The organism is Streptomyces ortus, assembly GCF_026341275.1.
GTDB lineage: Bacteria > Actinomycetota > Actinomycetes > Streptomycetales > Streptomycetaceae > Streptomyces > Streptomyces ortus.
Map to the genome: position 1 here is coordinate 5,951,335 of NZ_JAIFZO010000002.1, position 26,446 is coordinate 5,977,780.

A 26,446-nucleotide genomic window follows, 5' to 3' on the forward strand; every position below is an offset into this window, starting at 1 on the left:
GTCGAGGCCAGCTGGTCCAGTGCGGCGAGGAACGCGGCCAGGGTCTTGCCGGAGCCGGTCGGGGCTACCACCAGCACGTCCGAGCCCTCGCCGATGGCCTTCCACGCGCCGGCCTGGGCGTCGGTGGGCGCGGAGAAGGCCCCTGTGAACCAGGCGCGGGTCGCGGGGGAGAAGCCCTCAGGGCCCGTGCGTGGCTGACCGGTGTCCATCCTGCACCCGGGCACTGACAATGGGGCTGACCTGCGGGGACGGGGACGGGGGACGGGGCGGGGGGTGACGAGGGGGAGGGGGACGGTACAGGGGGCGTGCTGGGGCCGGGTTGCGCTGTTTGCCGGGGGGCGGGGCCGGTCGGGGCATCCGTCCTCGGTCCGGCGCGAAGCTGTTTGTTTGGACAGGTGCTGTTGTTGCGCGCCGGCCGCTGCGGGCGGATACCCCCGGACCGGCCCCTTCGTCGGTCGGGCGGCTGCGGCTCCGAGGCGGGGGCGCGTAAGGGCATGCGCGTGGTGAGTGGTGGCGGAGAATGGGATGTATGGCGGGTGTGGGGCAGGAGCGGGCTCGGCACTGGCGGTATGCGGAGCTGCCCGGTGTCGATCTGCTGCGTGCCCGGTATGTGCGGAAGACCTTTGTCCGGCATACGCACGAGAACTTCGTCATCGCCGCCATCTCCGACGGGGTGGAGGTCTTCCATCACGGTGGGGCCGATCAGTACGCCGCGGCCGGGGCCCTCGCGCTGGTCAATCCCGACACTCCGCACACGGGGCGTGCCGGGGTTCCCGAGGGCTGGCGGTACGGAGCGGTCTATCCGTCGCCCGAGCTGGTGGCGGAGATCGCCGCCGAGACGACTGTTCTGCGTGGTGCGCCCGGCTTTGTGAACCCGGTCGTCGATGATCCGTACTCCGTGGGGCTGGTGCATCAGGTGTTGCGTGCCGCCGACGAGGGCAACGCGCTTGCCGCCGACACGTTGTTGCGGGTGGCCGTGACTCGGCTGCTGAGGATCAATGGGGGAACGCTGCCGCAGCGGGTTGTGCGGACGGCGGGGGCCCGGGCGGCCGCACGCGCGCGTGCGGTTCTCGAAGAGCGGATGGTGCGGCCCCCCACTCTGGAACAGCTCGCCGGGGAGCTGGGGACCGGTTCGTTTGCGTTGCTGCGTGCCTTTCGGGACGCCTATGGCATGCCGCCCCACGCGTGGCTCACCGATGTCCGTGTGCGGCGCGCGCGTCGGCTGCTGGACGCGGGAGTCGTGCCCGCCGAGGTCGCGCTCGCCGTGGGCTTCACCGACCAGCCGCACCTCAATCGGCACTTCACCCGGATCGTGGGTGTGCCGCCGGGGGCCTACCAGCGCGAGCGCAAGAACGTACAAGATCCGTAGCCCGGGCCGGCCTAGGGTCCCAGGCGTGGCAGAAGAGACAGTTACCGCGGACATAGCGGCGGATGGGCGAAGTGACGGCAGTGGGAGATCCGATGCCGCCGTGGTGCGGGACGCGCTCGGGGTGGGGGTGGCCGTCGGACTCTCGGGGTTCGCCTTCGGAGTGACCTCGGCGGGTGGTGGGCTCACGGTGTTGCAGACCTGTGCTCTGAGTCTTCTGGTGTTCACCGGCGCCTCGCAGTTCGCCCTCGTGGGGGCGCTGGCCGGCGGGGGCAATCCGTTCACGGCCGCGGCGGGCGCGTTCTTCCTCGGGGTGCGCAACGCCTTCTACGGACTGCGTCTGTCGCAGTTGCTGGCCCTCCCGCGCGCGGTGCGGCCGTTCGCCGCTCAGTGGGTCATCGACGAGACCACTGCCGTGGCTCTCGCCCAGTCCACGCGACGCGGCGTGCGCATCGGGTTCACCGTCACCGGACTGTCCCTGTACGTGCTGTGGAACCTGACCACCTTGCTCGGTGCGCTGGGCGCCGAGGCCATCGGTGACACCGACGTGTGGGGTCTCGACGCGGCCGGGCCGGCCGTTTTTCTGGCGTTGCTCGCGCCCATGGTCAGGACAGCACTGGAGCGCGTTGTCGCCTGTCTTGCGGTCGTTCTCGGACTCGGGCTGCTGCCCGTACTGCCTGCCGGTGTTCCCGTGCTGGTGGCTGCGCTGTCAGCCCCTGTCGCCCTGTGGGCCGACGGACGCCGCCGGGCGCGTACGGAGTCCGTCGGCGGGCGTGACGCGGTGGAGGAGAAGCGGTGAACGTCTGGATCGCCATCGGTGCGACCGCTGTCGGTTGTTATGCGGTGAAACTCATCGGCCTGCTGATTCCCGCGGGCGTTCTGGAGAGGCCGCTCGTCCAGCGGCTGGCCGCCCTGGTGCCCGTCGCCCTGCTGGCGGCCCTGACCGCTCAGCAGACCTTCGCCGACGGCCGTCTCCTGGTGCTGGACGCCAAGGCCGCGGGGCTTGCCGCGGCCGGCGTGGCGCTGCTGCTGCGTGCTCCCTTCCTGGTGGTCGTCGCTGTGGCTGTGCTGGTCACGGCAGGAGTGCGGGCCATGACCGGCTGACAAGGGCCATGGCCGCGGAGGGAGGAGGCTTCAGCTGATCGGCAGGCCGTGTGCCCTCAGGGTGCGCAGTGCTTCGATCGTGACGATGGGGCGGGCCTCCAAGGCCGTGCCCGGAGCCCATTGGCGCCAGCGGATCGGCCAGCCGCCGTCCTCCCGCTGCTGTGTTCTCAGGAAGTCAAGGGAGCGGGTCATCTCCTCGTCGGTGAACCACGCGCGCGCGAGGGAGTCCGGCGTCTTCGCGTAGTCGTGCGGCAGGTGGTGTTCCCCCGGCGCGTAACCGGGTGCCACGGGGAACGCGTCGAGGTCCTCCGGATCCAGCGCCGCGAGTCGTTGTTCGCGCACCAGACGGCCGAGCCGGTCGGCGGCCTCCTCCGCGCGCGGCCGGTCGGGGGCGGAGTCGAGGAAGGCCACGGCGGCCTCGACCTCGTACGGATGTGTCTTCTCCAGGGACTCGACCGCCTGCCAGCAGAAGTCGGTGGCCCGGAACAGCCAGGCGTGCCAGACCTCGTTGCGGTGCAGCAGGCCCACCACGGGGCCGGTGGCGAGCAGTTCGCTGGGCGGGTCGTCCACGATCGGGACGAAGGGCGCCGACGGATAGCCCCGCTGACTGGGGAGGATCGCCGGAAGCGCGCCGTCCTGCGTCGACACGGCGGTCAGATAACGGCATACGCGTTCCACCCGCTGTCCGCCGCAGCGCCCGATCGAGTCCAGGACCCGCAGCGCGTGTCCGACGTGCAGGGGCTGGCTGACCGGGCCGCGCAGGTCGGGCTCCAGCGCGTGGCCGTACCCGTCGTCCTCGTTGCGGTAGGCGGACAGCGCGGTCTCGACCTCGTCCGCGCCGCCGCCCAGGAAGTGGTACGCGAAACGCCGCTGCTCCAGTACGCGCGCGGTGAGCCAGATGAACTGCGCGGCGCGGGCGACGGGAGTGTGCGCCGGGGGCGTCGGGGGGAGTGGGGATGCTCCTGATTCGGCCATGGGCCAGACCGTAGGACGGAAAGCGTTCTCGGCAAGCGGTCCCGGCTCGGGTCCACCCTCAGGGGCGGGATAATGGAGTCATGCGGTTGACGGTCTTCTGGGAGCGGATGTCGGAGCACTTCGGTACGGAGTACGCCGACACCTTCGCGCGCGATCATGTGATGTCGGAACTCGGCGGGCGTACGGTGCGGCAGGCGCTGGACGCTGGCTGGGAGGCGAAGGACGTGTGGCGCGCGGTGTGCACGGCGGTGGACGTTCCCCACGAATCGCGCTGAGCGATCACGAAGATCCGGGGTGGTGGGGTCGATTGCCGGTGGCGTGGGCGAGACTTGGCCCGTGGCATCGACAGATGAGACCGCGCAGGTCGGACAGCACGCATCACCGCTCGGCACGACACCTCCGAGGCCCCCGGCCGGAGGTGCGGCCGAGGGAGGCCACCGCATGCCGCGCTGGCTGCCCCGGGCCATGGTGCTCGCCCTGACCCTCATCGCCTGCTTCCAGCTGGGCAGTTGGGCCTTTCACCAGCTGACCGGGCTGCTGATCAACATCCTGATCGCGTTCTTCCTGGCCCTCGCCATAGAGCCCGCGGTGAGCTGGATGTCCTCGTTCGGCATGCGCAGGGGGCTGGCCACCGGTCTCGTGTTCCTCATCACGATGATCGTGAGCGCGGGCTTCATCACGCTGCTCGGCTCGATGCTCGCCGGGCAGATCATCGACATCGTCGAGGACTTCCCGAAGTACGTCGAGTCGGTGATCAGCTGGATCAACACCACTTTCCACACCGAGCTCAGCCGCGTCGACATCCAGGACAGCCTGCTGCGCTCCGACTGGCTCCGGAAGTACGTGCAGAACAGCGCCACCGGTGTCCTGGACGTGTCCGCGCAGGTGCTCGGCGGCCTCTTCCAGCTTCTGACGATCACCCTGTTCGCGTTCTACTTCGCCGCTGACGGCCCGCGGCTGCGGCGCGCGCTGTGCTCGGTGCTGCCTCCGTCCCGCCAGGCGGAGGTCCTGCGCGCCTGGGAGATCGCCGTCAACAAGACCGGCGGGTACCTCTACTCGCGCGGCCTGATGGCCCTCATCTCCGGCCTCGCGCACTACGTCCTGCTGGAGTTCCTCGGCGTGGACTACGCGCCCGTGCTCGCCGTCTGGGTGGGACTGGTCTCGCAGTTCATCCCCACCATCGGTACGTATCTCGCGGGCGCCCTGCCGATGCTGATCGCCTTCACGGTCAACCCCTGGTACGCGCTGTGGGTGCTGGTCTTCGTCGTGGTCTACCAGCAGTTCGAGAACTACGTGCTGCAGCCCAAACTGACCGCCAGGACCGTGGACATCCACCCGGCGGTCGCCTTCGGGTCGGTCATCGCGGGCACCGCCCTGCTCGGAGCCGTCGGCGCGCTGATCGCCATCCCCGCGGTCGCCACCCTGCAGGCCTTCCTGGGGGCGTACGTGAAGCGGTACGCCGTCACGGACGACCCCCGGGTGCACGGGCGTCGCGAACGGGTCTCGGGCAACCTCCTCAAGCGCGTACGGCAACTGCTGCGCGGCGGTTCCCAGGAGCCGCCGCCGGGTCGGGACGAGGGACCCCCCGCCTCTTCCTGAGGTCGTTGCGGGCTGCCCGTACGGCCCCGGGACGCTGCGTCGGTACGGTCGCGACACACCCTTGCCGCAGGGCGTGATGCGCTTGACATCAAAATCGAACATCCATTCTTATGGAGGCTCCGGCGAAGCCCGAGACGGGATGCGAGCGGGGATTTCATGCGGAAGTGCCCGAGTTATCCACAGGCCGGACGGGCGTCGGGGCGCATTGTCAGTGGCAGGCGTTAGCGTCTTTGACGTGAAGCGATCGACACAAGCAAATCGGGTGGAACCCATGGCAGGAACCGACCGCGAGAAGGCGCTCGACGCCGCGCTCGCACAAATTGAACGGCAATTCGGCAAGGGCGCGGTGATGCGCCTCGGCGAGCGGCCGAACGAGCCCATCGAGGTCATCCCCACCGGCTCGACGGCCCTCGACGTCGCCCTCGGCGTCGGCGGCCTGCCGCGTGGCCGAGTGGTGGAGGTGTACGGCCCGGAGTCCTCCGGCAAGACGACCCTGACCCTGCACGCCGTGGCGAACGCGCAGAAGGCCGGCGGCCAGGTGGCCTTCGTGGACGCGGAGCACGCCCTCGACCCCGAGTACGCGAAAAAGCTCGGCGTCGACATCGAGAACCTCATCCTGTCGCAGCCGGACAACGGCGAGCAGGCTCTGGAGATCGTGGACATGCTGATCCGCTCCGGCGCGCTCGACCTCATCGTCATCGACTCCGTCGCGGCCCTCGTGCCGCGCGCGGAGATCGAGGGCGAGATGGGCGACTCGCACGTGGGTCTGCAGGCCCGTCTGATGAGCCAGGCACTGCGGAAGATCACCAGCGCGCTCAACCAGTCGAAGACCACCGCGATCTTCATCAACCAGCTCCGCGAGAAGATCGGCGTGATGTTCGGCTCGCCGGAGACCACGACCGGTGGGCGGGCGCTGAAGTTCTACGCCTCGGTGCGTCTCGACATCCGTCGTATCGAGACCCTGAAGGACGGCACCGACGCGGTCGGCAACCGCACCCGCGTCAAGGTCGTCAAGAACAAGGTCGCGCCGCCCTTCAAGCAGGCCGAGTTCGACATCCTCTACGGGCAGGGCATCAGCCGTGAGGGCGGCCTGATCGACATGGGCGTGGAGAACGGCTTCGTCCGCAAGGCCGGCGCCTGGTACACGTACGAGGGCGACCAGCTCGGTCAGGGCAAGGAGAACGCGCGCAACTTCCTCAAGGACAACCCCGATCTGGCCAACGAGATCGAGAAGAAGATCCTGGAGAAGCTGGGCGTCGGCGTGAAGGTGGAGGAGAAGCCCGCCGCCGAGCCGGGCGCGGACGCGGCGGCTGCTTCCGGAGAGGGCGCGAAGACGGTTCCCGCTCCCGCGGCCAAGACCGTCAAGCCCAAGGCCGCGGCGGCCAAGAGCTAGTCCGTGACACGACGAACGGACTGGGCCGAGTATGTCTACCCCGTCACCCCCCGAGGGCAGGGCCAGGGGCACGGGGGAGACTTCGGCTCCGCCGACAGAGGTGGCGTGGACGAAGGCGGCAGTGTGTACGAGGACGGTGGACCGATCGGCGCGGAAGAGCCGTTCGGTCCCGGTGCCTCGGGCGCGGACGGGGCATCCGGCGAGTACGGGGGAGAGCGCCGGCCTGTGGGCGGCCGGCGGCGAGGCGGCGGCGGTACGTCCCGCGGTGACGGTCCGCGGGACGGCGACGGCTCATCGGGCGACGGCTCGGGGCGCGGCACCGGTGAGTGGCCGTACGGCGACGGGGGCGGAGGAGACCGGGACGGCGGGGCGCGGAACGAAGGCGCTCCGGGGCGCGGAGGCCGTGCTCGGCGGGGGCGCGGCCGGCGCAACGGCTTCGGAGAGTCGTCCGGCGACGCACAGGACGGAGGCACCCCTTTCTCGTCGAGGGCCGAGAAGGCGGAGCCGCCGAAGGACCCGGCCGAGCAAGCGCGCGCGATCTGTCTGCGCCTGCTCACCGGGACCGCCCGCACGCGGAAGCAGCTGGCGGACGCGTTGCGTAAGCGGGAGATCCCGGACGACGTGGCGGACGAGGTGCTGTCACGCTTCGAAGAGGTCGGGCTGATCAACGACGGTGCCTTCGCGGACGCCTGGGTGGAGTCCCGCCATCACGGCCGGGGCCTCGCCCGGCGGGCGCTCGCTCAGGAGCTGCGGACCAAGGGCGTGGACCCCACGCTGATCGACGAGGCGGTCGCGCAGCTCGACTCCGACCAGGAGGAGGCGACGGCGCGCGCACTCGTGGCGCGCAAGCTGCGCTCCACGCGCGGCCTCGACCGTGACAAGCGCATACGGCGCCTCGCGGGCCTGCTCGCCCGCAAGGGCTACTCCCAGGGCACGGCGCTGCGGGTGGTCCGCCAGGCGCTTGAGGAAGAGGGCCAGGGAGAGGGCGAGGACACGGAGTTCCTCGGCGACGAGGAGTTCTGAGGGAGGCGGGGGGTTCCGGGGAGCCGGGAGGCTTCGTCGGGGGACTTCGTTTCCTGTGGTTCCGGGGCAGGGGCCGGGCACGGTGGACGCGCGGGGGCGCCCATCGCGCTCGGGCTCGGAACGGTAGGGCGGGGCGGCGGGTTCTGTTGTCCTGGTGGTGGCCGGCTCAGCGGGCTGTGTCGGCCACCACCAGAGTCCCCCCGGCGCCTAGGGTCTGTCGACAATTCCCGTCGTCGCCCGTAGGGCGGCTGCGCGGCGTCAGGTGCGTGCTCTCGGTGTGCCGGGCGTAGAGCCTCGTACTGGACGTACTTGGCTCTGCGCCCGGTGCGGCGAGAGTGCGTGCACGGCGCCGCGCGGCAGACGGGAATTGTCAGACAGACCCTAGGACCCGGTCGTGGTGACCGGCAGTCCCGCCGTTCTCCAGGCCTGGAAGCCTCCCACCAGGTCCGTGGCCCGGTGCAGTCCCAGTTGCCGCAGGGAGACGGCCGCGAGGCTCGACGCGTACCCCTCGTTGCAGACGACCACGACGCGCAGGTCGTGGCTGGTGGCCTCGGGGGCGCGATGGCTGCCCCGCGGGTCGAGCCGCCACTCCAGTTCGTTGCGCTCGACGACGAGCGCGCCGGGAATCAGGCCGTCGCGCTCGCGCAGGGCCGCGTACCGGATGTCGACGAGCAGGGCGTCACCCGCCCGTGCCGCGTCGTGGGCGGCCGCCGCCCCGACGCGGTTCAGGTCCGCACGGACCCGCTCCAGCAACTCGTCGATCCCCACGGGGTGTTCGGCCGCCGCGGGAGGTGCGGACGCCTCGGGGCGTTCGGTCGTCACTGCCAGTCCTCGGGGCGCTCGACCTGCTCCAGGCGCAGCACCTGGCCGGTGCGGCTGTAGCGGCTGATCCGGGGGAGCGGCGGGTAGTAGGCGTGGACGGAGACGGCGTGCTCCTCGGTGGACTCGTTCAGCACCTCGTGCACATGGTGTTGCCCGAAGGAGCGGCCCTTGCCGGCCGACAGGCGCCGCCCACGGTCGATTCCCTCGTTGAGTTCGAGGGTCTTCCAGCCGTCGGTGGGCAGCCGTGCGACGAGCGAGTTCTCCTTGAGCTCGCCGGACGCGGTGAGGAAGGCGCCCACCGACTCGGCGTGGTCGTGCCAGCCGGTGCCCGTGCCGGGTGGCCAGCCGATGAGCCAGGCCTCGCTTCCACCGGGACCTTCGAGGCGTACCCACGTACGGCCCTCGGGATCGAGCGGCAGGGAGGCGATCAGCTCGGCGTCGGCGGCCGTGCGCCGTACGAATTCCAGCAGCTCGGCCTGGGTGGGGATGCGGGCCCCGGAGGCGGCGGTGGAACCGGCGGAGGCAGGAGCAGAGGCAGCAGAGGGTGACACAGACACGGGTACCGTCCTGACAGGCGTTCGCGTGGGTGCGTGCGGCAGCCGAAGGGCCTCACACGCGGGATTGCGGAGGGATGCGAATTCAGCAGGACGGGCGACACACGCAGCCCGCATAGCGGACGAGGTCCATATGGACCCTCCGCCACAGGCGCACACAGGTGTCGGTCACGATCCGGAGTACACCATGACGGTGCGGACCGGTCAACCGAGTGTCATTGGCTGGACATGCGCCCCATCACCAGGGGGCGCACGCACCCCTCAGGACGTGCCCGCGGGAGCCCCGGCCGGGGACCGGGGGCCGCCCAGAGCCGCCTCCGCCGCCTCGTACAGGTCGGCCGGTCGCACCCCGGCGAACGCCGTGACCAGGTGTCCGTCCGGGCGGATCAGCAGCACGGTGTGTGCCGCCGCGCCCGGGTAGCTCTCGGCGACCAGCAGTTCGGCCCGGTGCGGCAGCGCGGTCACGGCGGCGGCGAGCCGCGGCATGATCCCGGCCGTCACCCAGTGCTTGCGGTCCCACACCACGGTCCCCGGCGCGATCAGCAGCACGAGCAGCGCCCCCTGGCCCAGCCGGTCGCGCAGCGCCACGGACGAACCGTCCTCCGCCGTCACCCGTACATCGGCGATCGAGGCACCCGGGGCCGTGTCGACCTCGACCGCGGACTCGGCGTACGGAGGTGCGAGCGGTGAATCGGCGTACGCCCCCGGCGCGCCCAGCGGACCGCGCCCCAGGTGTCCGTCCGTGAGGAGGGCGTCATGGCCCCGGGCCGCTCCGGGCACCGCGGACCGCAGTCCTCCGCTCCGCAGCAGCGGCAGTGCCTGGTCGGTGGCGCGCAGGCGGGCGGCGACGATCGCGCGCCGCTCCACCTGGTAGCTGTCCAGCAGGGCCTCGTGCGGACCGTGGTGCCAGGCGAGGGCCAGCTTCCACGCGAGGTTGTCGGCGTCCCGCAGCCCCTCGTCGAGCCCCTGGGTGCCGAGCGCGCCGAGCAGATGCGCCGCGTCGCCGGCGAGGAAGACCCGGCCGGCCCGCCAGCGCCGCGCCAGCCGGTGGTGGACCGTGTGGACCCCGGTGTCGAGCAGCTCGTACGACGGGGTGGTGCCCCCGCTCCAGCCCGCGAGCGTCTCCCGGACGCGGGCCACCAGGAGGTCCGGTGTGACCAGGTCCTTGCCCGGCGGCAGCAGCCAGTCCATGCGCCACACGTCGTCGGCGAGGGGGCGCGCGGTCACTTCGGAGACCGGGGGGCCCGAGGTCCGCCAGGGGGGCATGCGGTGCAGCAATGCCTCGCCGGGCCACGGGAGTTCCGTACGCAGTGCGGCGACGGCGTGGCGTTCGACGGCCGTACGGCCCGGGAAACGGATGTCCTGAAGTTTGCGGACCGTTGAGCGGGGTCCATCGCAGCCGACGAGGTAGCTGCCGCGCCACCAGGTGCCCTTGGGGCCCCGGGTGTGCGCGGTGACGCCGGCGGCTTCCTGCTCCAGGGAGTCGAGGCGGCTGTCGGCGGCGACCTTTACCAGGCGTTCGGCGTCGATGGCCGCCCGCAGGGCGGTGGTCAGCACGTGCTGGGGGAGGTGCAGGAGCAGGGGATCGTCGTCGCCGAACGTGATCTCCCGCATCACCTGCTTGCGCCGCATCGACCGCCATCCGGCCCAGTGGAAGCCCGCCTCGGCGACGGGGAAGCCCGTCAGCCGCCCGATCAGCGCGGCCGTGTCCTCGCGCAGGACGGCGGTGCGGGCGAGTCGCTGTTCGTCTTTGCCGGGGCCCTCGTCAAGGACGACCGAGGGGACCTCCTGACGCGCCAGCGCCAGGGCGAGCGTGAGTCCTACGGGCCCCGCTCCGACGATGATCACCGGGTCCACGGCGCGGTGCCCCCTGCCCGGAGCGGCGTCCAGAGTGTCCTACCGGGCCTTGCAGGTGGAGCGGGGTACACGATCACAGAACGTATGCAACCTACTGCCGGTGCTTGCGTCAAGTGACGGAGGCAGTGGCGACGACGCCACTGCCTCCGGTTGCTCACATTGCGTCAGATGCGCAGTAGGCGCAGGCTGTTCGCAGGACTTGCCTACTTCTTCCCCTCCACGTGCTCACCCGGAGTGCTGAGCTCCTCCACCGCGTCCGCCGTGACGACCGCACCGGTGGACTTCTTGCCTTGGCGCAGTCTGCGCTCCAGCCAGCTCGCGAAACTCGTGAGCGAGAAGTTGATCACGATGAAGATCAGCGCCACGACCGTGAAGCTGGCCAGGGTGTTCGCGCCGTAGTACGCGCTCATCGGGCCGACGGCGGCCATCAGGTCGGGGAAGGTGAGGACCGCGCCGCCGAGCGCGGTGTCCTTCACGATCACCACGAGCTGGCTGACGATCGCCGGCAGCATCGCCGTGACCGCCTGCGGCAGCAGGATGAACCGCATGGTCTGGTTCTTGCGCAGACCGATGGCCGACGCGGCCTCGGCCTGCCCCCTGGGCAGCGACAGGATGCCGGCCCGGACGATCTCGGCGAGGACCGAGGCGTTGTAGAGCACCAGGCCGGTTACGACCGCGTACAGCGGACGGTCGTCCGTGCTGACGTTCGTGTACTCGGAGAACAGTGCCAGGCCGAAGATCATCAGGACCAGTACCGGGATGGAGCGGAAGAACTCGACCACCACACCGGCCACACCACGCACCCACGCGTGGTCGGACAACCGGGCGATACCGAGGACCGCTCCCAGCGGCAGGGCGATGATCATGGCGAGCGCCGCGGCCTTCAGGGTGTTCTGCAGACCCGGCCAGAGGTAGGTGCTCCATGCCTCCCCGTGGAAGAAGGGCTTCCACAGGTCCCAAGCGAGCTGGCCCTTCTCGTCCAGCGCGCCGTACATCCACCACAGCACCGCGGCCAGGACGGCGACGAACACCACCGAGATGACGATGTTCCGCCGCTTGGCTTTGGGGCCCTGCGCGTCGTAGAGGACCGAGCTCATCGTTTCACCGCCACCTTCTTGCTCACCCAGCCGAGGATCAGACCGGTCGGCAGTGTCAGACACACGAATCCGAACGCGAAGACCGCGGAGATCAGGACGAGTTGCGCCTCGTTCTCGATCATCTCCTTCATCAGCAGCGCCGCCTCGGCGACGCCGATCGCGGCGGCCACCGTGGTGTTCTTCGTCAGCGCGATCAGGACGTTCGCCAGCGGACCGACGACCGAACGGAACGCCTGCGGCAGCACGACCAGGGTGAGCACCTGCGTGAAGTTCAGACCGAGGGCACGTGCGGCCTCGGCCTGGCCGACGGGCACCGTGTTGATGCCCGACCGCAGCGCCTCACACACGAACGCCGAGGTGTACGCGATCAGACCGAGCACCGCGAGCCGGAAGTTGGTGGTGTCGGTCATGTCCGAGCCGAGTGTGACCTCGAACGTCTGGTTGAGACCCAAGGACGTGAACAGGATGATGACCGTCAGCGGAATGTTCCGCACGATATTGACGTAGGCGGTACCGAAACCGCGCATAAGAGGTACCGGGCCGACCCGCATGGCGGCCAGCAGAGTTCCCCAGATCAGGGAGCCGACGGCGGACAGGACGGTCAGTTGCACCGTCGTCCAGAAGGCTTCCCACAGGTTATAACCTTCAAGAAAATCGAACACGATCTCCCGTGCTTCCGCGTGTGGGGAGGGCCCTCCTGACCGGCGCGCCGTCCCCGGAGGGCGACGCACCGGTCAGGTCGGATCCCGCTTTACTTGACGACGTTGCCGATCTTCGGAGCGGGCTCGTTCTTGTAGCCGGCCGGACCGAAGTTGGCCTCGACGGCCTTGTCCCACGACTTGTCGGAGACCATCTTCTCCAGGGCGGTGTCGATCTTGCCCTTGAGGTCGCTGCCCTTCTTGACGCCGATGCCGTAGTTTTCGTTGGTCATCTTGAAGCCGCCGAGCTTGAACTTGCCCTTGAAGTTCGCCTGCGAGGCGTAACCGGCGAGGATCGAGTCGTCCGTGGTCAGCGCGTCGATCGCGCCGCTCTGCAGACCGGTCAGACACTGGGAGTACGTCTGGTACTGCTGGAGCTGGGCCTTCGGGGCGAGCTTGTCCTTGACGTTCTGCGCGGAGGTCGAGCCCGCCACGGAACACAGCTTCTTGCTGTTGAGGTCCTTCGGCGACTTGATGTCCTTCTCGTCGGCGCGGACGAGGATGTCCTGGTGGGCGAGGAGGTACGGGCCGGCGAAGTCGACCTTCGCGGCGCGCTCGTCGTTGATCGAGTAGGAGGCGGCGATGAAGTCGACGTCACCACGCTGGAGCATGGTCTCGCGGTCGGCGCTCTTCGCTTCTTTCCACTGGATCTGGTTCTCGTCGTAGCCGAGCTGCTTGGCGACGTACGTCGCGACATCCACGTCGAAGCCCGTGTAGCCGTCCGGCGTTTTCTGGCCGATGCCGGGCTGGTCGAACTTGATGCCGATGGTGATCTTCTTGCTGCCGCCCCCGGAGGAGGAGCCGCTGTCGTCCTTGTCGTCGGAACCGCACGCGGTGGCGGCGACAGCGAGAGCGAGGACGGCGGCCGAGGCGGCGGTGACCCTGCGGAGCTTCATGGTGAACATCCTTTGAGTGGTGAAGAAGTGCGATCCGGCGTGCGGGTGCCGTAGGTCGTCAGTGGTGCAGGATCTTCGACAGAAAGTCCTTCGCCCGGTCGCTGCGCGGGTTGCTGAAGAACTGGTCCGGCACAGCCTCTTCGACGATGCGTCCGTCCGCCATGAAGACGACGCGGTTGGCCGCCGAACGGGCGAATCCCATCTCGTGGGTGACCACGACCATCGTCATTCCGTCACGCGCGAGCTGCTGCATGACTTCCAGAACCTCGTTGATCATCTCCGGGTCGAGAGCCGACGTCGGCTCGTCGAAGAGCATGACCTTGGGGCCCATCGCCAGCGCCCGGGCGATCGCGACACGCTGCTGCTGTCCGCCGGAGAGCTGCGCCGGGTACTTGTCGGCCTGGGCGGAGACACCCACCCGGTCGAGCAGACCGCGGGCCTTCTCCTCGGCTTCCTTCTTGTCCGCCTTACGAACCTTGAGCTGGCCCAGCATCACGTTTTCGAGCACTGTCTTGTGCGCGAACAGGTTGAACGACTGGAACACCATGCCCACGTCGGCACGCAGGCGGGCGAGTGCCTTGCCCTCTTCGGGCAGCGGCTTCCCGTCGATCGTGATCGATCCCGACTCGATGGACTCCAGACGGTTGATCGCGCGACACAGGGTGGACTTTCCGGACCCGGAGGGTCCGATGACCACGACAACCTCACCACGGGCGATCGTCAGATCGATGTCCTGAAGTACATGCAACGCACCGAAGTGCTTGTTGACGTTCTTCAGTACGACCAGATCGTCGGTCGCGGGCAGGGCGTCCTTGGTCACCGATACTTCGGTCATCGGCCTCTAGCTCCGTCCTCCTCGGTTGCGGAGGACAGTAGTGACGCCGCACGATCAACGTCATTACATCTGAGGGGAAATTGAGCATAACGATCCGGCGGCAAACCGACACTCTTCGTGAAGGCCGCCTCCGGGCGCGTACCGGCTGCGTAACGGATGCGGGCCGGGCCCCGCACACGCTTGACGCCGTCCGCGTCCATCGGCCTCACTGCCTGGGGACACGCGCGCGTGGCCGTGTCCGACCACCGAGGGTGTATGTCTATCGAGCGTCCATGCACCGACGACGTACGAACGATGAACTGAAGGGGGCCGTAATGAGACTGCTCCTCGTCGAGGACGACAACCACGTCGCAGCCGCTCTGTCCGCGGTCCTCGCCCGCCACGGCTTCGCCGTCACCCACGCCCGCAGCGGCGAGGAGGCCCTCCAGGCCCTCGTCCCGGAGGGCAACGGCTTCGGAGTGGTGCTCCTCGACCTCGGCCTGCCCGACCAGGACGGATACGAGGTCTGCGGCAAGATCCGCAAGCGGACCAGTACCCCCGTGATCATGGTGACCGCGCGCGCGGACGTACGCTCCCGGATCCACGGACTCAACCTCGGCGCCGACGACTACGTGGTGAAGCCCTACGACACCGGGGAACTCCTCGCCCGTATCCACGCCGTCGCCCGGCGCACCGTCCCCGACGACGCGGCGTCCCCCGGTGACGACGCGCTGCACCTGGGGCCCGTCCGTATCGAGCTGCCCACCCGGCAGGTCAGCGTCGACGGTTCGGTCGTCCAGCTCACCCGCAAGGAGTTCGATCTGCTGGCCCTCCTCGCCCAGCGGCCCGGCGTGGTGTTCCGGCGGGAGCAGATCATCAGTGAGGTCTGGCGCACCAGCTGGGAGGGGACCGGCCGCACCCTGGAGGTGCATGTCGCGTCGCTGCGCTCCAAGCTGCGCATGCCGGCCCTGATCGAGACCGTGCGCGGCGTCGGCTACCGGCTCGTCGCACCCGCCGCGTAGCGGGCCCCGGTGCGCACACGCCTCCTTCCGCTGCTCATCGTCCTGATGGCGGCCATCCTGCTCGCCCTGGGCATCCCGCTCGCCGCGAGCCTGGCGGCCGCCCAGCAGCAGAACGTGGTCGTCGACCGCATCGACGACACGGCCCGCTTCGCGTCCCTGGCCCAGTTCGTGGCCGACCGCCCGGAGGGCTCACGGGTCAGCGCCACCGAACAGCGCGGCGAGACGCTCCGGCAGGAACTGGGCACTTATCAGAAGCTGTACGGGATCAACGCGGGCGTCTTCTACCGCGACGACGACATCATGGCCAACGCGCCCGGGGACTGGACCATACCCAGGAAGGGCGAGGTGCGCGCCGCGTTCGACGAAGCGCTCCAGAGCCGCCGCAGCCATGACCCGGCGCAGGTCTGGCCGTGGCAGCGGGACCGTCTCGTCGTCGCGTCCCCCGTCATTCGGGACGGTGACGTCGTCGCGGTCGTGGTCACCGACTCGCCCACCGGACAGATGCGGTCCAGGATCCTGCACGGCTGGCTCGTCATCGGCGCGGGCGAGATCGGCGCGATGCTCCTCGCGCTGGGTGCGGCCCTGCGGCTGACCGGCTGGGTGCTGCGGCCCGTACGCGTCCTCGACGCCACCACCCACGACATCGCGACCGGCAGCCTGAAGTCCCGGGTCGCCGCCGCAGGCGGACCGCCGGAGCTCAGGCGGCTGGCCCGGTCCTTCAACGAGATGGCCGACAACGTCCAGGAGGTCCTGGAGCAGCAGCGCGCCTTCGTCGCCGACGCCTCCCACCAGTTGCGCAACCCGCTGTCGGCCCTGCTGCTGCGCATCGAACTGCTGGCCCTCGAACTGCCCGAGGGCAACGAGGAGATCACCGCCGTCCGTACGGAGGGCAAGCGCCTGGCCCATGTCCTGGACGACCTCCTGGACCTCGCTCTCGCCGAGCACGCCGACGCGGACCTGCGGCTCACCGACATCGGCGAGCTCACCGCCGAACGTGTCGCCTCCTGGTCGCCGGTCGCCGACGACAAGGGCGTACGGCTTGTCGGTACGTGCCCTGCCACGACCGCGTGGGTCGATGCCGTCGCCCTGTCCAGCGCGCTGGACGCGGTCATCGACAACGCGCTGAAGTTCACACCCGAGGGAGAGTCCGTCGAGGTGGGGGTGGCCTCGAACGGCGAGGTCTCGACGATCGTCGTCACCGACCGCGGGCCCGGCCTGAGCGACGAGGACCTGGCCCGTGTCGGCGACCGCTTCTGGCGCAGCGCGGGCCACCAGAACATCAAGGGCTCGGGTCTGGGCCTCTCGATCTCCCGGGCACTGCTCTCGGCTGGCGGCGGCTCCATCGCGTACGCCCACCACGAGCCGCACGGGCTGAAGGTGACCGTGACGGTGCCGCGGACGATGCCCGGGGCCTGAGCGGGCGTACAGGGGCCTTCCGAGGGCCTTTCAGGGGCCATCCGGGGGCTAGCGGAGGAGGCGGCGGAAGAGTGCGCTTCAGGGCTCAGGAAACCCGTCTCCGTTCGGGCGGGTTACGGCTTGTTCGAGCGGTAGTAGCGCTGGGCGCCCTCGTGCAGTTCCAGAGGGTCGGTGTAGATGGCGGTCCTCAGGTCCACGCGCTGTGCGGCGTGCACCTCCTTGCCGATGCGGTCACGGCTGTTGATCACCGTCCGGGTCATTCCCTCGGTGAGTGTCGCGTCCGTCCCGGCCCGTGTCACCAGCAGGTTCGCCACCGCGATGGTCGGGACCGCGGCCTCGTTGCGGCCCCCGTGGTAGGTGTCCGCCGGCATGAGGGCCGACCGGTAGTAACTGGATCCCGCGTTCGGCCGGTGCAGTCTCGCGACCAGGTCCGCCGTGATCGGGACCAGCTTGATGTCGAAACGCATGGAGAGGTCGGTCACGGCACCGGTCGGGAGTCCGCCGGACCAGAAGAACGCGTCGATCTTCTTCTTCTCCAGCATCCTGGGCATGTCCGCGATACCGGCGTACACCGGTTTGACGTCCTTCGGGCCGAGGTCGGCCGCCGCCAGCACGTGCTCCGCGATGAGGAGCACCCCGGATCCCTGCTGGCCCATCGCCACCTTCTTGCCCTTCAGGTCCGCGATGGAGTTCACCGGGGAGTCCTGGGGAACGACCACGTGCACGTAGTCGTCGTACAGACGCGCGCAGCCGCGCAACTGGTCCGCGCCGGGTTTGCCGCTCGCCTTGTACTTCTCGACCGCGTCGGCCGCCGCGATGGTGAAGTCGGCCTCTCCGGTGGCCACCCGTTCCACGTTCTCCTGGGATCCCTCGCTCTGCTGCAGGTCCACCTCCAGGCGCGGCATGTCCTTGGCCAGCGCGTCCTGCAGCAGGTTCCCGTACAGCTGGTACACGCCGGTCCGGGTCCCCGTACTGAAGACGACCTTTCCGCCCGGTGAGCTCTCGCCCAGGGGCAGCAGCCACCACAGGAGCAGCCCGAAGGCCACGAAGGCGGCGGCCGAACCCTGCAGGGCCCGGCGTCGGCCGAGGGGGGAGAGTGCCTGGAACATGCGCGCGATCCTGCCAGCTCACCGGCACGGATGACCAGGGCGGTGGCCGGGGGCGCACGCAGGACAGCGGGGGACGGGTGCGGGCGGGACCCATGGGGCGGGGCGCACGCGTCCACGGGGCGGGGTGCGCGTGGGACCACGGGGCGGGGCGCACTCCGGGCAGCACCTACCCTTGTCGCATGAGCAGCAGCGACCGGAGCCGGGCAGTGGACCTGACCAGAACGTATGAAGTGCGCACTTACGGATGTCAGATGAACGTCCACGACTCCGAGCGGCTCTCAGGGCTGCTGGAGGACGCCGGTTACGTACGCGCTCCCGAAGGCTCCGACGGTGACGCCGACGTCGTCGTCTTCAACACCTGCGCGGTGCGGGAGAACGCCGACAACCGTCTCTACGGCAACCTCGGCAGGCTCGCGCCGATGAAGACGAAGCGGCCCGGCATGCAGATCGCCGTCGGTGGCTGTCTCGCCCAGAAGGACCGCGACACCATCGTGAAGAGGGCGCCCTGGGTGGACGTCGTCTTCGGGACGCACAACATCGGCAAGCTCCCCGTCCTGCTGGAGCGCGCCCGCGTCCAGGAAGAGGCACAGGTCGAGATCGCCGAGTCGCTGGAGGCGTTCCCGTCGACGCTGCCGACCCGCCGCGAGAGCGCGTACGCGGCCTGGGTCTCCATCTCCGTCGGCTGCAACAACACGTGCACCTTCTGCATCGTCCCGGCGCTGCGCGGCAAGGAGAAGGACCGTAGGACCGGCGACATCCTGGCCGAGATCGAGGCCCTCGTCGGCGAGGGCGTCTCCGAGATCACCCTGCTCGGGCAGAACGTGAACGCCTACGGTTCCGACATCGGCGACCGTGAGGCCTTCAGCAAGCTCCTGCGGGCCTGCGGGAAGATCGAAGGACTGGAACGGGTGCGCTTCACCTCGCCGCATCCGCGCGACTTCACGGACGACGTCATCGCCGCGATGGCCGAGACGCCGAACGTCATGCCGCAGCTGCACATGCCGATGCAGTCCGGCTCCGACACCGTCTTGAAGGCGATGCGCCGCTCCTATCGCCAGGACCGGTTCCTCGGGATCATCGACAAGGTGCGCGCCTCGATCCCGCACGCCGCGATCACCACCGACATCATCGTGGGCTTCCCCGGCGAGACCGAGGAGGACTTCGAGCAGACCCTCCACGCGGTCCGCGAGGCCCGCTTCGCGCAGGCGTTCACGTTCCAGTACTCCAAGCGTCCCGGTACCCCCGCGGCCACCATGGAGGGGCAGATCCCCAAGGAGGTCGTGCAGGCGCGCTACGAGCGTCTCGTCGCCCTCCAGGAGGAGATCTCCTGGGACGAGAACAAGAAGCAGGTCGGCCGCACGCTGGAGCTGATGGTCGCCGAGGGCGAGGGCCGCAAGGACGGCGCCACGCACCGCCTCTCCGGCCGCGCCCCCGACAACCGCCTGGTGCACTTCACCAAGCCCGACACCGAGGTGCGCCCCGGCGACGTCGTCACCGTCGAGATCACCTACGCCGCCCCGCACCACCTCCTCGCCGAGGGGCCCACGCTGGACGTGCGCCGCACGCGCGCGGGGGACGCCTGGGAGAAGCGCAACACCGCCGAGGCAGCGAAGCCGGTCGGCGTCATGCTGGGGCTGCCGCAGATCGGCGTCCCGGAACCGCTGCCGGTCGCCACCGGCAGCGGCTGCGCTCTGGACTGAGGGTCAGGACTGAGCGCCTGGACTGAGCGTTTGGACTTCACGGCTGGACCGAGGGCTCGGTCCGAGAGCCTGGGCCGAGGTCTGGCGGAACTCCGCTGGGAGGAGCTCACCGTCCGCGGCCTCACCGACGTGCTGATCGAGGACTGACACCCCGCCCGGCCGCCGTGCGGGGTTACGCTGCCGATCATGCTTGTCGCCGCCGCCGTGTGCCCCTGCCCGCCCCTGCTCGTGCCCGAGGTGGCCGCGGGGGCCGCGCCCGAACTCGACGCGGCCCGGGCCGCCTGCACGGACGCCCTGGGGGTACTGGCCGCCGCCCGCCCGGACCGGCTGGTTGTCGTGGGACCCGCCGAGGAGAGCGGGCGCGGACCGCATCCGGAGGGCGCCCACGGTTCGTTCCGCGGGTTCGGTGTCGACCTCGACGTGCGGCTCGGCGGGAACGGACGCCAGAACGGCACCGAGCCCTCTTCCGACGCCCGCGGACGGGTGCTCCCGGCCTCGCTGGCGGTCGCCGCCTGGCTGCTCGGCCGCACGGGTTGGTCGGCCGCTCCCGTCGAGGGCCTCGGGGTGGGGGAACCACTCGCCGCCGAGCGGTGTGCCGACGTCGGACGGCAGGTCGCCGCCGGTCCCGAGCGGCTGGCCCTGCTGGTAATGGGCGACTCCAGCGCGTGCCGCACGCTCAAGGCACCGGGCTACCTGGACGAGCGGGCGGCGGGCTTCGACGCGGAGGTCGCGCGTGCACTGGGCACGGCGGACGTGGCCGCCCTCCAGGCCCTGGACGCCGGGCTGGCGTACGAGCTGAAGGCGTCGGGCCGGGCCCCCTGGCAAGTGCTCGCGGGCGCGGCCCAGGGAGCGGACCTCGACGGCACCCTCCTGTACGAGGACGCCCCCTACGGAGTCGGCTACCTGATCGCGACCTGGTCGTAGCCCGTCGGCCCCCACGCGCGCGTGGACGACCCACCACCACACCCCGAGCACCCGCCGACCGCGCCCACCCTCACCGCCCCAGGGGCGCGGGGAACGGCGCAAAAGCCACAGCGCGTCCGCACCTGAAGACCGCGACCCGCCCCGGCAGCCACGCCATCGCGCACTTCCCGACTGCATTCACCCTCACCGCCCCAGGGGCGCGGGGAACGGCGCAAAAACCACAGCGCGCCCGCATCTGAAGAGCGCGACCCGCCCCGGCAGCACCCGAAGGCCGCCCCCTCCGCGGCCCGCGCAACCCGCAAACCCCCGGGGACCGGTGTCGCGCACACGGCGGACGACCCCGAGCCGTGATGGCTCCGAGGTCGTCCGCCGAAGTGTGGTCGTGCAGGGCACCGAGGGCGGCGCCCGCACAGGCGCCGGAGGCGTCACTCCGTCACTGACGGGCGTTCTCGCCGACCTCGCTGTCGGCCGCCTTCGCGGCGGACTGCTGCTTGGGGATCTCGACGGCCTCCGCCGCGGCCTCGCCGCTCTCCGCAGTCACGGACGCGGACGCGGACGGTGCGGGCCCGGCCCCGGCCTCGGACCCGGTGCCCGGCTCGGCGGCAGCGTCGGCGGCGGTGGCATCGGCGGCGCCGGCAGTCGCATCGACCACCGCCGCCTCCGGCCCGGCGTCGGCCGTTCCCTCCAAAACCGGCTCAGCCCCCTGTTCCGCTCCCGATCCGGCCTCCGGGCTGTCCGTCCGCGCCTCCGCGGCCGGCGCCTCCTCGGCCCCGCGGGATTCAGACCTCTCCTTGCGAAGAAGCCATGCAAAAACGCCCATTTCGTCTCCATACCCTGCTCGTGTGGGCGAAATTCCGCGTCGCCCGGTGCGTCCCATTGCGTCGCCCGGGGTCACCGGTCCTCGAAACCGGCGGCTGGAACCTCGCAACAGGCAACGACCTCGACCGCGTACCGTCACGTAGCTCGTTCGAGAAGTGGGCCGGAGGTTTGCGAGACTGTGACGGTGAGTAGAGCAGCTCCCGTTCCGCGGGTCATCGCCGTCGTGGGTCCCACCGCGGCCGGAAAGTCCGATCTCGGCGTCCACCTCGCCCAACACCTCGGCGGTGAGGTCGTCAACGCAGACTCGATGCAGCTCTACCGGGGGATGGACATCGGCACCGCCAAGCTGACGCCCCAGGAGCGCGGCGGTGTTCCCCACCACCTGCTGGACATCTGGGACGTGACGGTGACGGCGAGCGTCGCCGAGTACCAGCGGCTCGCGCGCATCCGCATCGACGCGCTGCTCGCGGAGAACCGCTGGCCCATCCTCGTAGGCGGCTCCGGCCTGTACGTCCGGGGTGCCGTCGACAACCTCGAATTCCCCGGCACGGATCCCGAGGTACGGGCGCGCCTGGAGGAGGAACTGACGCTGCGGGGTTCCGGCGCCCTGCACGCCAGGCTGGCCGTCGCGGACCCCGAGGCCGCCCACGCGATCCTGCCGAGCAACGGCCGCCGTATCGTCCGGGCCCTCGAAGTCATCGAGATCACCGGCAGGCCCTTCACCGCCAACCTCCCGGGCCACGACTCCGTCTACGACACCCTCCAGATCGGCGTCGACGTGGCGCGCCCCGAGCTGGACGAGCGCATCGCCCGCCGAGTGGACCGCATGTGGGAGGGGGGCCTCGGCGAGGAAGTGCGCGCACTGGAGGCGCAGGGGTTGCGTGAGGGGCGTACGGCGTCGCGCGCACTCGGCTACCAGCAGATGCTCACGGCGCTCTCCGGGGAGTGCACCGACGACGAGGCGCGAGCCGAGACCGTACGTGCCACCAAGCGCTTCGCGCGCCGTCAGGATTCATGGTTCAGACGGGATCCGCGGGTGCATTGGCTCAGTGGGGCCTCGGCGGACCTCACAGAACTTCCGCAGCTTGCGTTGGCGTTGGTCGAACGACCGGTCACAGCCTGATCACGTCCTGGCATCGGGACGCTCCGGCCGTCATCCGGGCCTCTGGGGCCGTGCCATCATCGAGCTTCGATCGACCAAGTGGAGTCCGAGTGGGGAGGGCGCGTGGCGATGGAGGCCGGCCCTCGTGACACCGCACCGGGCGCGGAGCAGGACACCGCCCCCGGCGGGGTGCACGACACCGCACAGGACCAGCAGGACCCCGACGGGGACCGGCTCAGCCCGGACGGCCCCGAGGAGATCGGCGGCGGGGTGACCGCGGACGGTCCCGAGCCCGACGAGATGTTCCCGGGGCCCGAGGTCGAGGTGGAGCTGCGTCCGCAGCGCCGCATGCGCATCTGGCAGCTCGCCCCCATCGTGAGCCTCGCCGCCCTCGGCTCCCTGATGTTCGCCTTCCCGCTGGCCTTCGACTTCGGCGACAGCGGAGCCATGATCGCCATGCTCGGCCTGCTGATCTGCTCCTGCGCCGCGGGCTGGGGAATGATGGCGGCCCGCCGGGTGGGTTACACGTGGCCCGGCCTGCCCCAGCGCGGTTCGGGCCGCCGCCCCGACTGGCGCGTAGCGATCGCGTACGCCGTCCTCGTCGCCGCGGTCGTGGTGCTCGCAGTGTGGCGCGTGGCCCGCCTGCGCTGAGGCCCCCGGCCGCCCCTGGCCGGACTCGCGACAGGGGGGGGCACGTCCGCTCGGTCTCCCGTCCCGCCCGCCGGAACGCCCGTCCCGCCCGCCGGACAGGCAGGCCGGTCCGCCGGGGCCGGCAGGCATGCCGGGCTGTCGTACCGACCCCTTACGATCGAGGAATGAGCACGCGGATCGCCTTCCTCAAGGGGCACGGGACCGAGAACGACTTCGTGATCGTCCCGGACCCCGACAACACCATCGACCTGCCCGCGGCCACCGCCGCCGCCCTGTGTGACCGCCGCGCGGGCATCGGCGGGGACGGCCTGCTGCATGTCGTACGGTCCGCCGCGCACCCCGAGGCCCGTTCGATGGCGGCCGAAGCGGAATGGTTCATGGACTACCGCAACGGCGACGGCTCGATCGCGGAGATGTGCGGCAACGGAGTGCGCGTGTTCGCCCGCTACCTCCAGCGCGCCGGACATGTCGCCGAAGGTGACCTCGCGGTCGCCACGCGCGCGGGCGTGAAGACCGTGCACCTCTCCAAGGAGGGCGACATCACGGTCGGCATGGGCAGGGCGATCCTCCCCGAGGGCGACGTCACGGTGACCGTCGGAGACCGCACCTGGCCCGCCCGCAACGTGAACATGGGCAACCCCCACGCGGTGGCCTTCGTGGAGGACCTGGACCACGCCGGACATCTGTACACCCCACCGCCGTTCAGCCCACCGTCCGCGTACCCGGACGGCGTGAACGTCGAGTTCGTCGTCGACCGTGGCCTTCATCACGTTGCTCTGCGTGTTCACGAGCGGGGCTCGGGCGAGACCCGCTCGTGTGGCACGGGCGCGTGCGCCGTGGCCGTGGCCGCCGCGCGCAGGGACGGCGCCGACCCCGCGGTGACCGGTACTCCGGCCACATACACCGTCGACGTGCCCGGGGGACGGCTCGTGATCACCGAGCGCCCCGACGGCGAGATCGAGATGACAGGGCCTGCGGTGATCGTCGCAGAGGGTGAGATCGACACCGAATGGCTCGAAAACGCGACCCCCTGAACCTTCGCTCGAATGGGTGATCCGTTTCACGCTCGGCGAGAGGCGGTCAGTCGGGCGTGGTGGGCTCGGTAGCATCAAGGGCCGGCCCGGACGGGGGAACGACGCCATCCCCAGAGCCGCGTACGCCATGGGGCGCCCCGTCCGCCGGTCAACGCAGCCGGAGGTGCCCATGAGTGCGGAGGCCACGAACCCCGCGACGCCCGGCCCCATCACGCCCGCGGTACAGCGCAGGCGGGGCCGCCCCCGGATCGACCTGCGGCGCCTGGGCAGGGCCGCCCTCCTGGGGCCCGCGGGCCGCGACCGGCTGCCCGACGCGATCGGCCACGTGGTCGAGGCCCACCGGGCCCATTACCCCGACGCCGACCTCGACCCGCTGCGCCGCGCCTACGTCCTCGCCGAGTCCTCGCACCGCGGCCAGATGCGCAAGAGCGGGGAGCCGTACATCACGCACCCGCTCGCCGTGACGCTGATCCTCGCCGAACTGGGCGCGGAGACCACGACGTTGACCGCCTCCCTGCTCCACGACACCGTCGAGGACACGGATGTGACGCTCGATCAGGTGCGGGAGGAGTTCGGCGAGGAGGTGCGTTACCTCGTCGACGGCGTGACCAAGCTGGAAAAGGTCGACTACGGAGCGGCCGCCGAGCCCGAGACGTTCCGCAAGATGCTCGTAGCCACCGGCAGCGACGTACGCGTGATGTCGATCAAACTCGCCGACCGGCTGCACAACATGCGCACCCTCGGAGTCATGCGGCCCGAGAAGCAGGAACGCATCGCCAAGGTCACCAAGGACGTCCTCATCCCGCTCGCCGAGCGCCTGGGTGTCCAGGCGCTCAAGACCGAGCTGGAAGACCTCGTCTTCGCGATCCTGCGCCCCGAGGAGTACGCCCACACCCGCGGACTCATCGTCGAGAACTCCTCGCGCACCGACGATCCCCTCGCCGAGATCGCCGAAGAGGTGCGCGGAGTCCTGCGCGAGGCCGGTCTGCAGGCCGAAGTCCTCATCCGGCCACGGCACTTCGTGTCCGTGCACCGCGTCTCGCGCAAACGCGGCGAGTTGCGGGGCGCCGACTTCGGCCGTCTGCTCGTCCTCGTGAACGAGGACGCCGACTGCTACGGGGTCCTCGGCGAACTGCACACCTGTCTCACCCCGGTCGTGTCGGAGTTCAAGGACTTCATCGCCGTCCCCAAGTTCAACCTGTACCAGTCGCTGCACACAGCCGTGGCCCGCCCCGACGGACAGGTCGCCGAAGTCCTCATCCGCACGCACCAGATGCACAAGGTCGCCGAGGCCGGCGTCATCGCCCTCGGTAATCCCTACGCCTCTCCGACGGAGGCCGCGGATCCCGCGGACGCCCAGGAGGGGCAGGCCGACGGCGACGGCGAGCGCGCCGACCCCACCCGCCCCGGGTGGCTGTCCCGCCTCCTGGACTGGCAGGAGGCCGCGCCCGACCCGGACACCTTCTGGTCCACGCTCCGGGAGGACCTCGCCCAGGACCGGGAGATCACGGTCTTCCGTCCCGACGGAGGCACCCTCGGACTGCCCGCGGGCGCCAGCTGCGTGGACGCCGCCTACGCCCAGTACGGCGAGGACGCGCACGCCTGTATCGGCGTACGGGTCAACGGCCGCCTGGCGAGACTGAGCACGGTTCTGAGCGACGGCGACACCGTTCAGCTGCTCATGGGCCAGGACCCGGCCTCGGAGCCCTCCAGAGAGTGGCTGGAGCACGCGCACACGCCTGTCGCGCGGATCGCCATCACCCGCTGGCTGGCGGCGCACCCGACGTCCGGCACGGCGTCCGAGGCGCCCGCCGAGACCCGCCGCCCGGCCGCGGACGGGCCCGCCGCCCGGCCCGCCGCCGCGGACGTCGTCGTCGACCGGCCCGGCGCGACCGTCCGTCTGGCGGGCTGTTGCACGCCTGTACCGCCCGACGCGATCACCGGGTTCTCCGTACGCGGGGGAGTGGTGACCGTGCACCGCGTCGAGTGCGCCGCGGTGGAGCGCATGAAGAGCGTGGGGCGTGCGGAGGTCGAGGTGCGGTGGGGTGACAGCAGCGAGTGCCGTGTCACGCTCTTCGCGGAGTCCTTCGGGCGGCCCCATCTCCTCGCCGACCTCACCGAGGCGATCGCCCTGGAAGGTGTCGCCATCGTCTCGGCGACCGTGGAGCCGCCCGACCAGCAGCGGGTGCGGCACACGTACACGCTGGAGCTTCCGGATGCCGCGCATCTGCCGGCTCTTATGCGGGCGATGCGGAATGTGCCGGGGGTCTACGACGTGAGTCGCGCGCATCATCAGTCGACGGCTCCGTAGGGCGCGGTCGCGCTGTCGCGCGGTGGACGGCTGAGCGGGAGCTGTCCGCGAAGCGGTGTGGGTGCGGGGCCGGCGGTGGCTGGCCGCGCCGCTCCCTACGCCCCCTAAAGGCAAAAGACTGCGCCGTTCCCCGCGCCCCTAAAGGGAAGGACTGCGCCCT

26 protein-coding genes and 1 pseudogene are annotated in these 26,446 nt (G+C 70.5%); 15 read left to right on the forward strand and 12 right to left on the reverse strand.

Annotation, left to right across the window (positions count from 1 at the left end; all coding sequences use genetic code 11):
• Positions 1–47 precede the first annotated feature (47 nt).
• Positions 48–209 (reverse strand): annotated as a pseudogene (locus K3769_RS41190) (hypothetical protein); the annotation flags it as partial.
• A gap of 320 nt (positions 210–529) precedes the next feature.
• Between K3769_RS41190 and K3769_RS29600 the strand changes: the two are divergent.
• From K3769_RS29600 to K3769_RS29610, 3 genes are read left to right on the forward strand one after another with little or no spacing between them, the layout of a single operon-like run.
• Positions 530–1,369: an AraC family transcriptional regulator gene (locus K3769_RS29600; protein ID WP_267029308.1), complete on the forward strand. Its 840-nt coding sequence runs from the start codon at positions 530–532 to the stop codon at positions 1,367–1,369.
• A gap of 25 nt (positions 1,370–1,394) precedes the next feature.
• A complete protein-coding gene (locus K3769_RS29605) occupies positions 1,395–2,165 on the forward strand; it encodes an AzlC family ABC transporter permease (protein ID WP_372515065.1) in 771 nt (256 codons plus the stop codon).
• On the forward strand, positions 2,162–2,470 hold the full coding sequence (locus K3769_RS29610) for an AzlD domain-containing protein (protein WP_267029309.1): 309 nt from the start codon (positions 2,162–2,164) through the stop codon (positions 2,468–2,470). The genes K3769_RS29605 and K3769_RS29610 overlap by 4 nt, the downstream gene beginning before the upstream one ends.
• Before the next feature lie 30 nt (positions 2,471–2,500).
• Here K3769_RS29610 and K3769_RS29615 read toward each other — a convergent pair whose 3' ends face one another.
• Entirely contained in the window at positions 2,501–3,445 is a 945-nt protein-coding gene (locus K3769_RS29615) for a hypothetical protein (protein WP_267029310.1), read from the reverse strand.
• 80 nt (positions 3,446–3,525) lie between these two features.
• On the opposite strand from K3769_RS29615, the gene K3769_RS29620 reads away from it, so the two are divergent.
• The 4 genes from K3769_RS29620 (at position 3,526) to recX (ending at position 7,460) form a co-directional block, all read left to right on the forward strand.
• Positions 3,526–3,720, forward strand: a complete 195-nt coding sequence (locus tag K3769_RS29620; protein WP_267029311.1) for a DUF3046 domain-containing protein — start codon at positions 3,526–3,528, stop codon at positions 3,718–3,720.
• Between the two features lie 61 nt (positions 3,721–3,781).
• A complete protein-coding gene (locus tag K3769_RS29625) occupies positions 3,782–5,044 on the forward strand; it encodes an AI-2E family transporter (protein WP_267029312.1) in 1,263 nt (420 codons plus the stop codon).
• Positions 5,045–5,315: 271 nt separating this feature from the next.
• Positions 5,316–6,437 (forward strand): recombinase RecA, encoded by a 1,122-nt coding sequence (gene recA, locus K3769_RS29630; protein ID WP_267029313.1) that lies wholly within the window; start codon positions 5,316–5,318, stop codon positions 6,435–6,437.
• A gap of 3 nt (positions 6,438–6,440) precedes the next feature.
• Positions 6,441–7,460: a recombination regulator RecX gene (recX, locus tag K3769_RS29635; protein WP_267029314.1), complete on the forward strand. Its 1,020-nt coding sequence runs from the start codon at positions 6,441–6,443 to the stop codon at positions 7,458–7,460.
• 381 nt (positions 7,461–7,841) lie between these two features.
• Here recX and K3769_RS29640 read toward each other — a convergent pair whose 3' ends face one another.
• From K3769_RS29640 to K3769_RS29670, 8 genes are all read right to left on the reverse strand, one after another.
• Positions 7,842–8,282, reverse strand: coding sequence for a rhodanese-like domain-containing protein (locus tag K3769_RS29640; RefSeq protein WP_267029315.1), 441 nt, complete (start codon positions 8,280–8,282; stop codon positions 7,842–7,844).
• Positions 8,279–8,839 carry a cupin domain-containing protein gene (locus tag K3769_RS29645; RefSeq protein WP_267029316.1) on the reverse strand — a complete coding sequence of 187 codons (561 nt, stop codon included), beginning with the start codon at positions 8,837–8,839 and terminating at the stop codon, positions 8,279–8,281. The genes K3769_RS29640 and K3769_RS29645 overlap by 4 nt, the downstream gene beginning before the upstream one ends.
• A gap of 82 nt (positions 8,840–8,921) precedes the next feature.
• Positions 8,922–9,008 carry a putative leader peptide gene (locus tag K3769_RS41195; RefSeq protein ID WP_313960178.1) on the reverse strand — a complete coding sequence of 29 codons (87 nt, stop codon included), beginning with the start codon at positions 9,006–9,008 and terminating at the stop codon, positions 8,922–8,924.
• An 89-nt stretch (positions 9,009–9,097) separates the two neighbouring features.
• Positions 9,098–10,693: an FAD-dependent monooxygenase gene (locus tag K3769_RS29650; protein WP_267029317.1), complete on the reverse strand. Its 1,596-nt coding sequence runs from the start codon at positions 10,691–10,693 to the stop codon at positions 9,098–9,100.
• 203 nt (positions 10,694–10,896) lie between these two features.
• Positions 10,897–11,790 (reverse strand): amino acid ABC transporter permease, encoded by an 894-nt coding sequence (locus K3769_RS29655; protein WP_267029318.1) that lies wholly within the window; start codon positions 11,788–11,790, stop codon positions 10,897–10,899.
• On the reverse strand, positions 11,787–12,452 hold the full coding sequence (locus K3769_RS29660; RefSeq protein WP_267029319.1) for an amino acid ABC transporter permease: 666 nt from the start codon (positions 12,450–12,452) through the stop codon (positions 11,787–11,789). Before K3769_RS29660 ends, K3769_RS29655 begins: the two co-directional genes overlap by 4 nt.
• A gap of 89 nt (positions 12,453–12,541) precedes the next feature.
• Positions 12,542–13,384, reverse strand: coding sequence for a glutamate ABC transporter substrate-binding protein (locus K3769_RS29665; RefSeq protein WP_267029320.1), 843 nt, complete (start codon positions 13,382–13,384; stop codon positions 12,542–12,544).
• A gap of 58 nt (positions 13,385–13,442) precedes the next feature.
• On the reverse strand, positions 13,443–14,219 hold the full coding sequence (locus tag K3769_RS29670) for an amino acid ABC transporter ATP-binding protein (RefSeq protein ID WP_267029321.1): 777 nt from the start codon (positions 14,217–14,219) through the stop codon (positions 13,443–13,445).
• A gap of 314 nt (positions 14,220–14,533) precedes the next feature.
• On the opposite strand from K3769_RS29670, the gene K3769_RS29675 reads away from it, so the two are divergent.
• Both K3769_RS29675 and K3769_RS29680 read left to right on the forward strand, forming a co-directional pair.
• Complete coding sequence (locus K3769_RS29675; protein WP_267029322.1) at positions 14,534–15,220, forward strand: response regulator transcription factor; 687 nt, start codon at positions 14,534–14,536, stop codon at positions 15,218–15,220.
• Between the two features lie 9 nt (positions 15,221–15,229).
• Positions 15,230–16,636, forward strand: coding sequence for a sensor histidine kinase (locus K3769_RS29680; RefSeq protein ID WP_267029323.1), 1,407 nt, complete (start codon positions 15,230–15,232; stop codon positions 16,634–16,636).
• A gap of 113 nt (positions 16,637–16,749) precedes the next feature.
• Here K3769_RS29680 and K3769_RS29685 read toward each other — a convergent pair whose 3' ends face one another.
• On the reverse strand, positions 16,750–17,745 hold the full coding sequence (locus K3769_RS29685) for a TAXI family TRAP transporter solute-binding subunit (RefSeq protein ID WP_267029324.1): 996 nt from the start codon (positions 17,743–17,745) through the stop codon (positions 16,750–16,752).
• A gap of 179 nt (positions 17,746–17,924) precedes the next feature.
• Between K3769_RS29685 and miaB the strand changes: the two genes are divergently transcribed.
• Positions 17,925–19,445, forward strand: a complete 1,521-nt coding sequence (miaB, locus tag K3769_RS29690; protein WP_267029325.1) for a tRNA (N6-isopentenyl adenosine(37)-C2)-methylthiotransferase MiaB — start codon at positions 17,925–17,927, stop codon at positions 19,443–19,445.
• Between the two features lie 186 nt (positions 19,446–19,631).
• Positions 19,632–20,369 (forward strand): class III extradiol dioxygenase subunit B-like domain-containing protein, encoded by a 738-nt coding sequence (locus K3769_RS29695; protein WP_267029326.1) that lies wholly within the window; start codon positions 19,632–19,634, stop codon positions 20,367–20,369.
• A 433-nt stretch (positions 20,370–20,802) separates the two neighbouring features.
• Here K3769_RS29695 and K3769_RS29700 read toward each other — a convergent pair whose 3' ends face one another.
• Complete coding sequence (locus K3769_RS29700; protein WP_267029327.1) at positions 20,803–21,021, reverse strand: gliding motility protein; 219 nt, start codon at positions 21,019–21,021, stop codon at positions 20,803–20,805.
• 351 nt (positions 21,022–21,372) lie between these two features.
• Between K3769_RS29700 and miaA the strand changes: the two genes are divergently transcribed.
• From miaA to K3769_RS29720, 4 genes are all read left to right on the forward strand, one after another.
• Positions 21,373–22,311, forward strand: a complete 939-nt coding sequence (miaA, locus tag K3769_RS29705) for a tRNA (adenosine(37)-N6)-dimethylallyltransferase MiaA (RefSeq protein WP_267029328.1) — start codon at positions 21,373–21,375, stop codon at positions 22,309–22,311.
• A 108-nt stretch (positions 22,312–22,419) separates the two neighbouring features.
• The gene (locus tag K3769_RS29710; protein WP_267031602.1) at positions 22,420–22,941 is read left to right on the forward strand and encodes a hypothetical protein; all 522 of its coding nucleotides are present in this window, start codon (positions 22,420–22,422) and stop codon (positions 22,939–22,941) included.
• Between the two features lie 164 nt (positions 22,942–23,105).
• Positions 23,106–23,975, forward strand: a complete 870-nt coding sequence (gene dapF / locus K3769_RS29715) for a diaminopimelate epimerase (RefSeq protein WP_267029329.1) — start codon at positions 23,106–23,108, stop codon at positions 23,973–23,975.
• Between the two features lie 169 nt (positions 23,976–24,144).
• Positions 24,145–26,286, forward strand: a complete 2,142-nt coding sequence (locus tag K3769_RS29720) for a RelA/SpoT family protein (protein WP_267029330.1) — start codon at positions 24,145–24,147, stop codon at positions 26,284–26,286.
• Positions 26,287–26,446 lie beyond the last annotated feature (160 nt).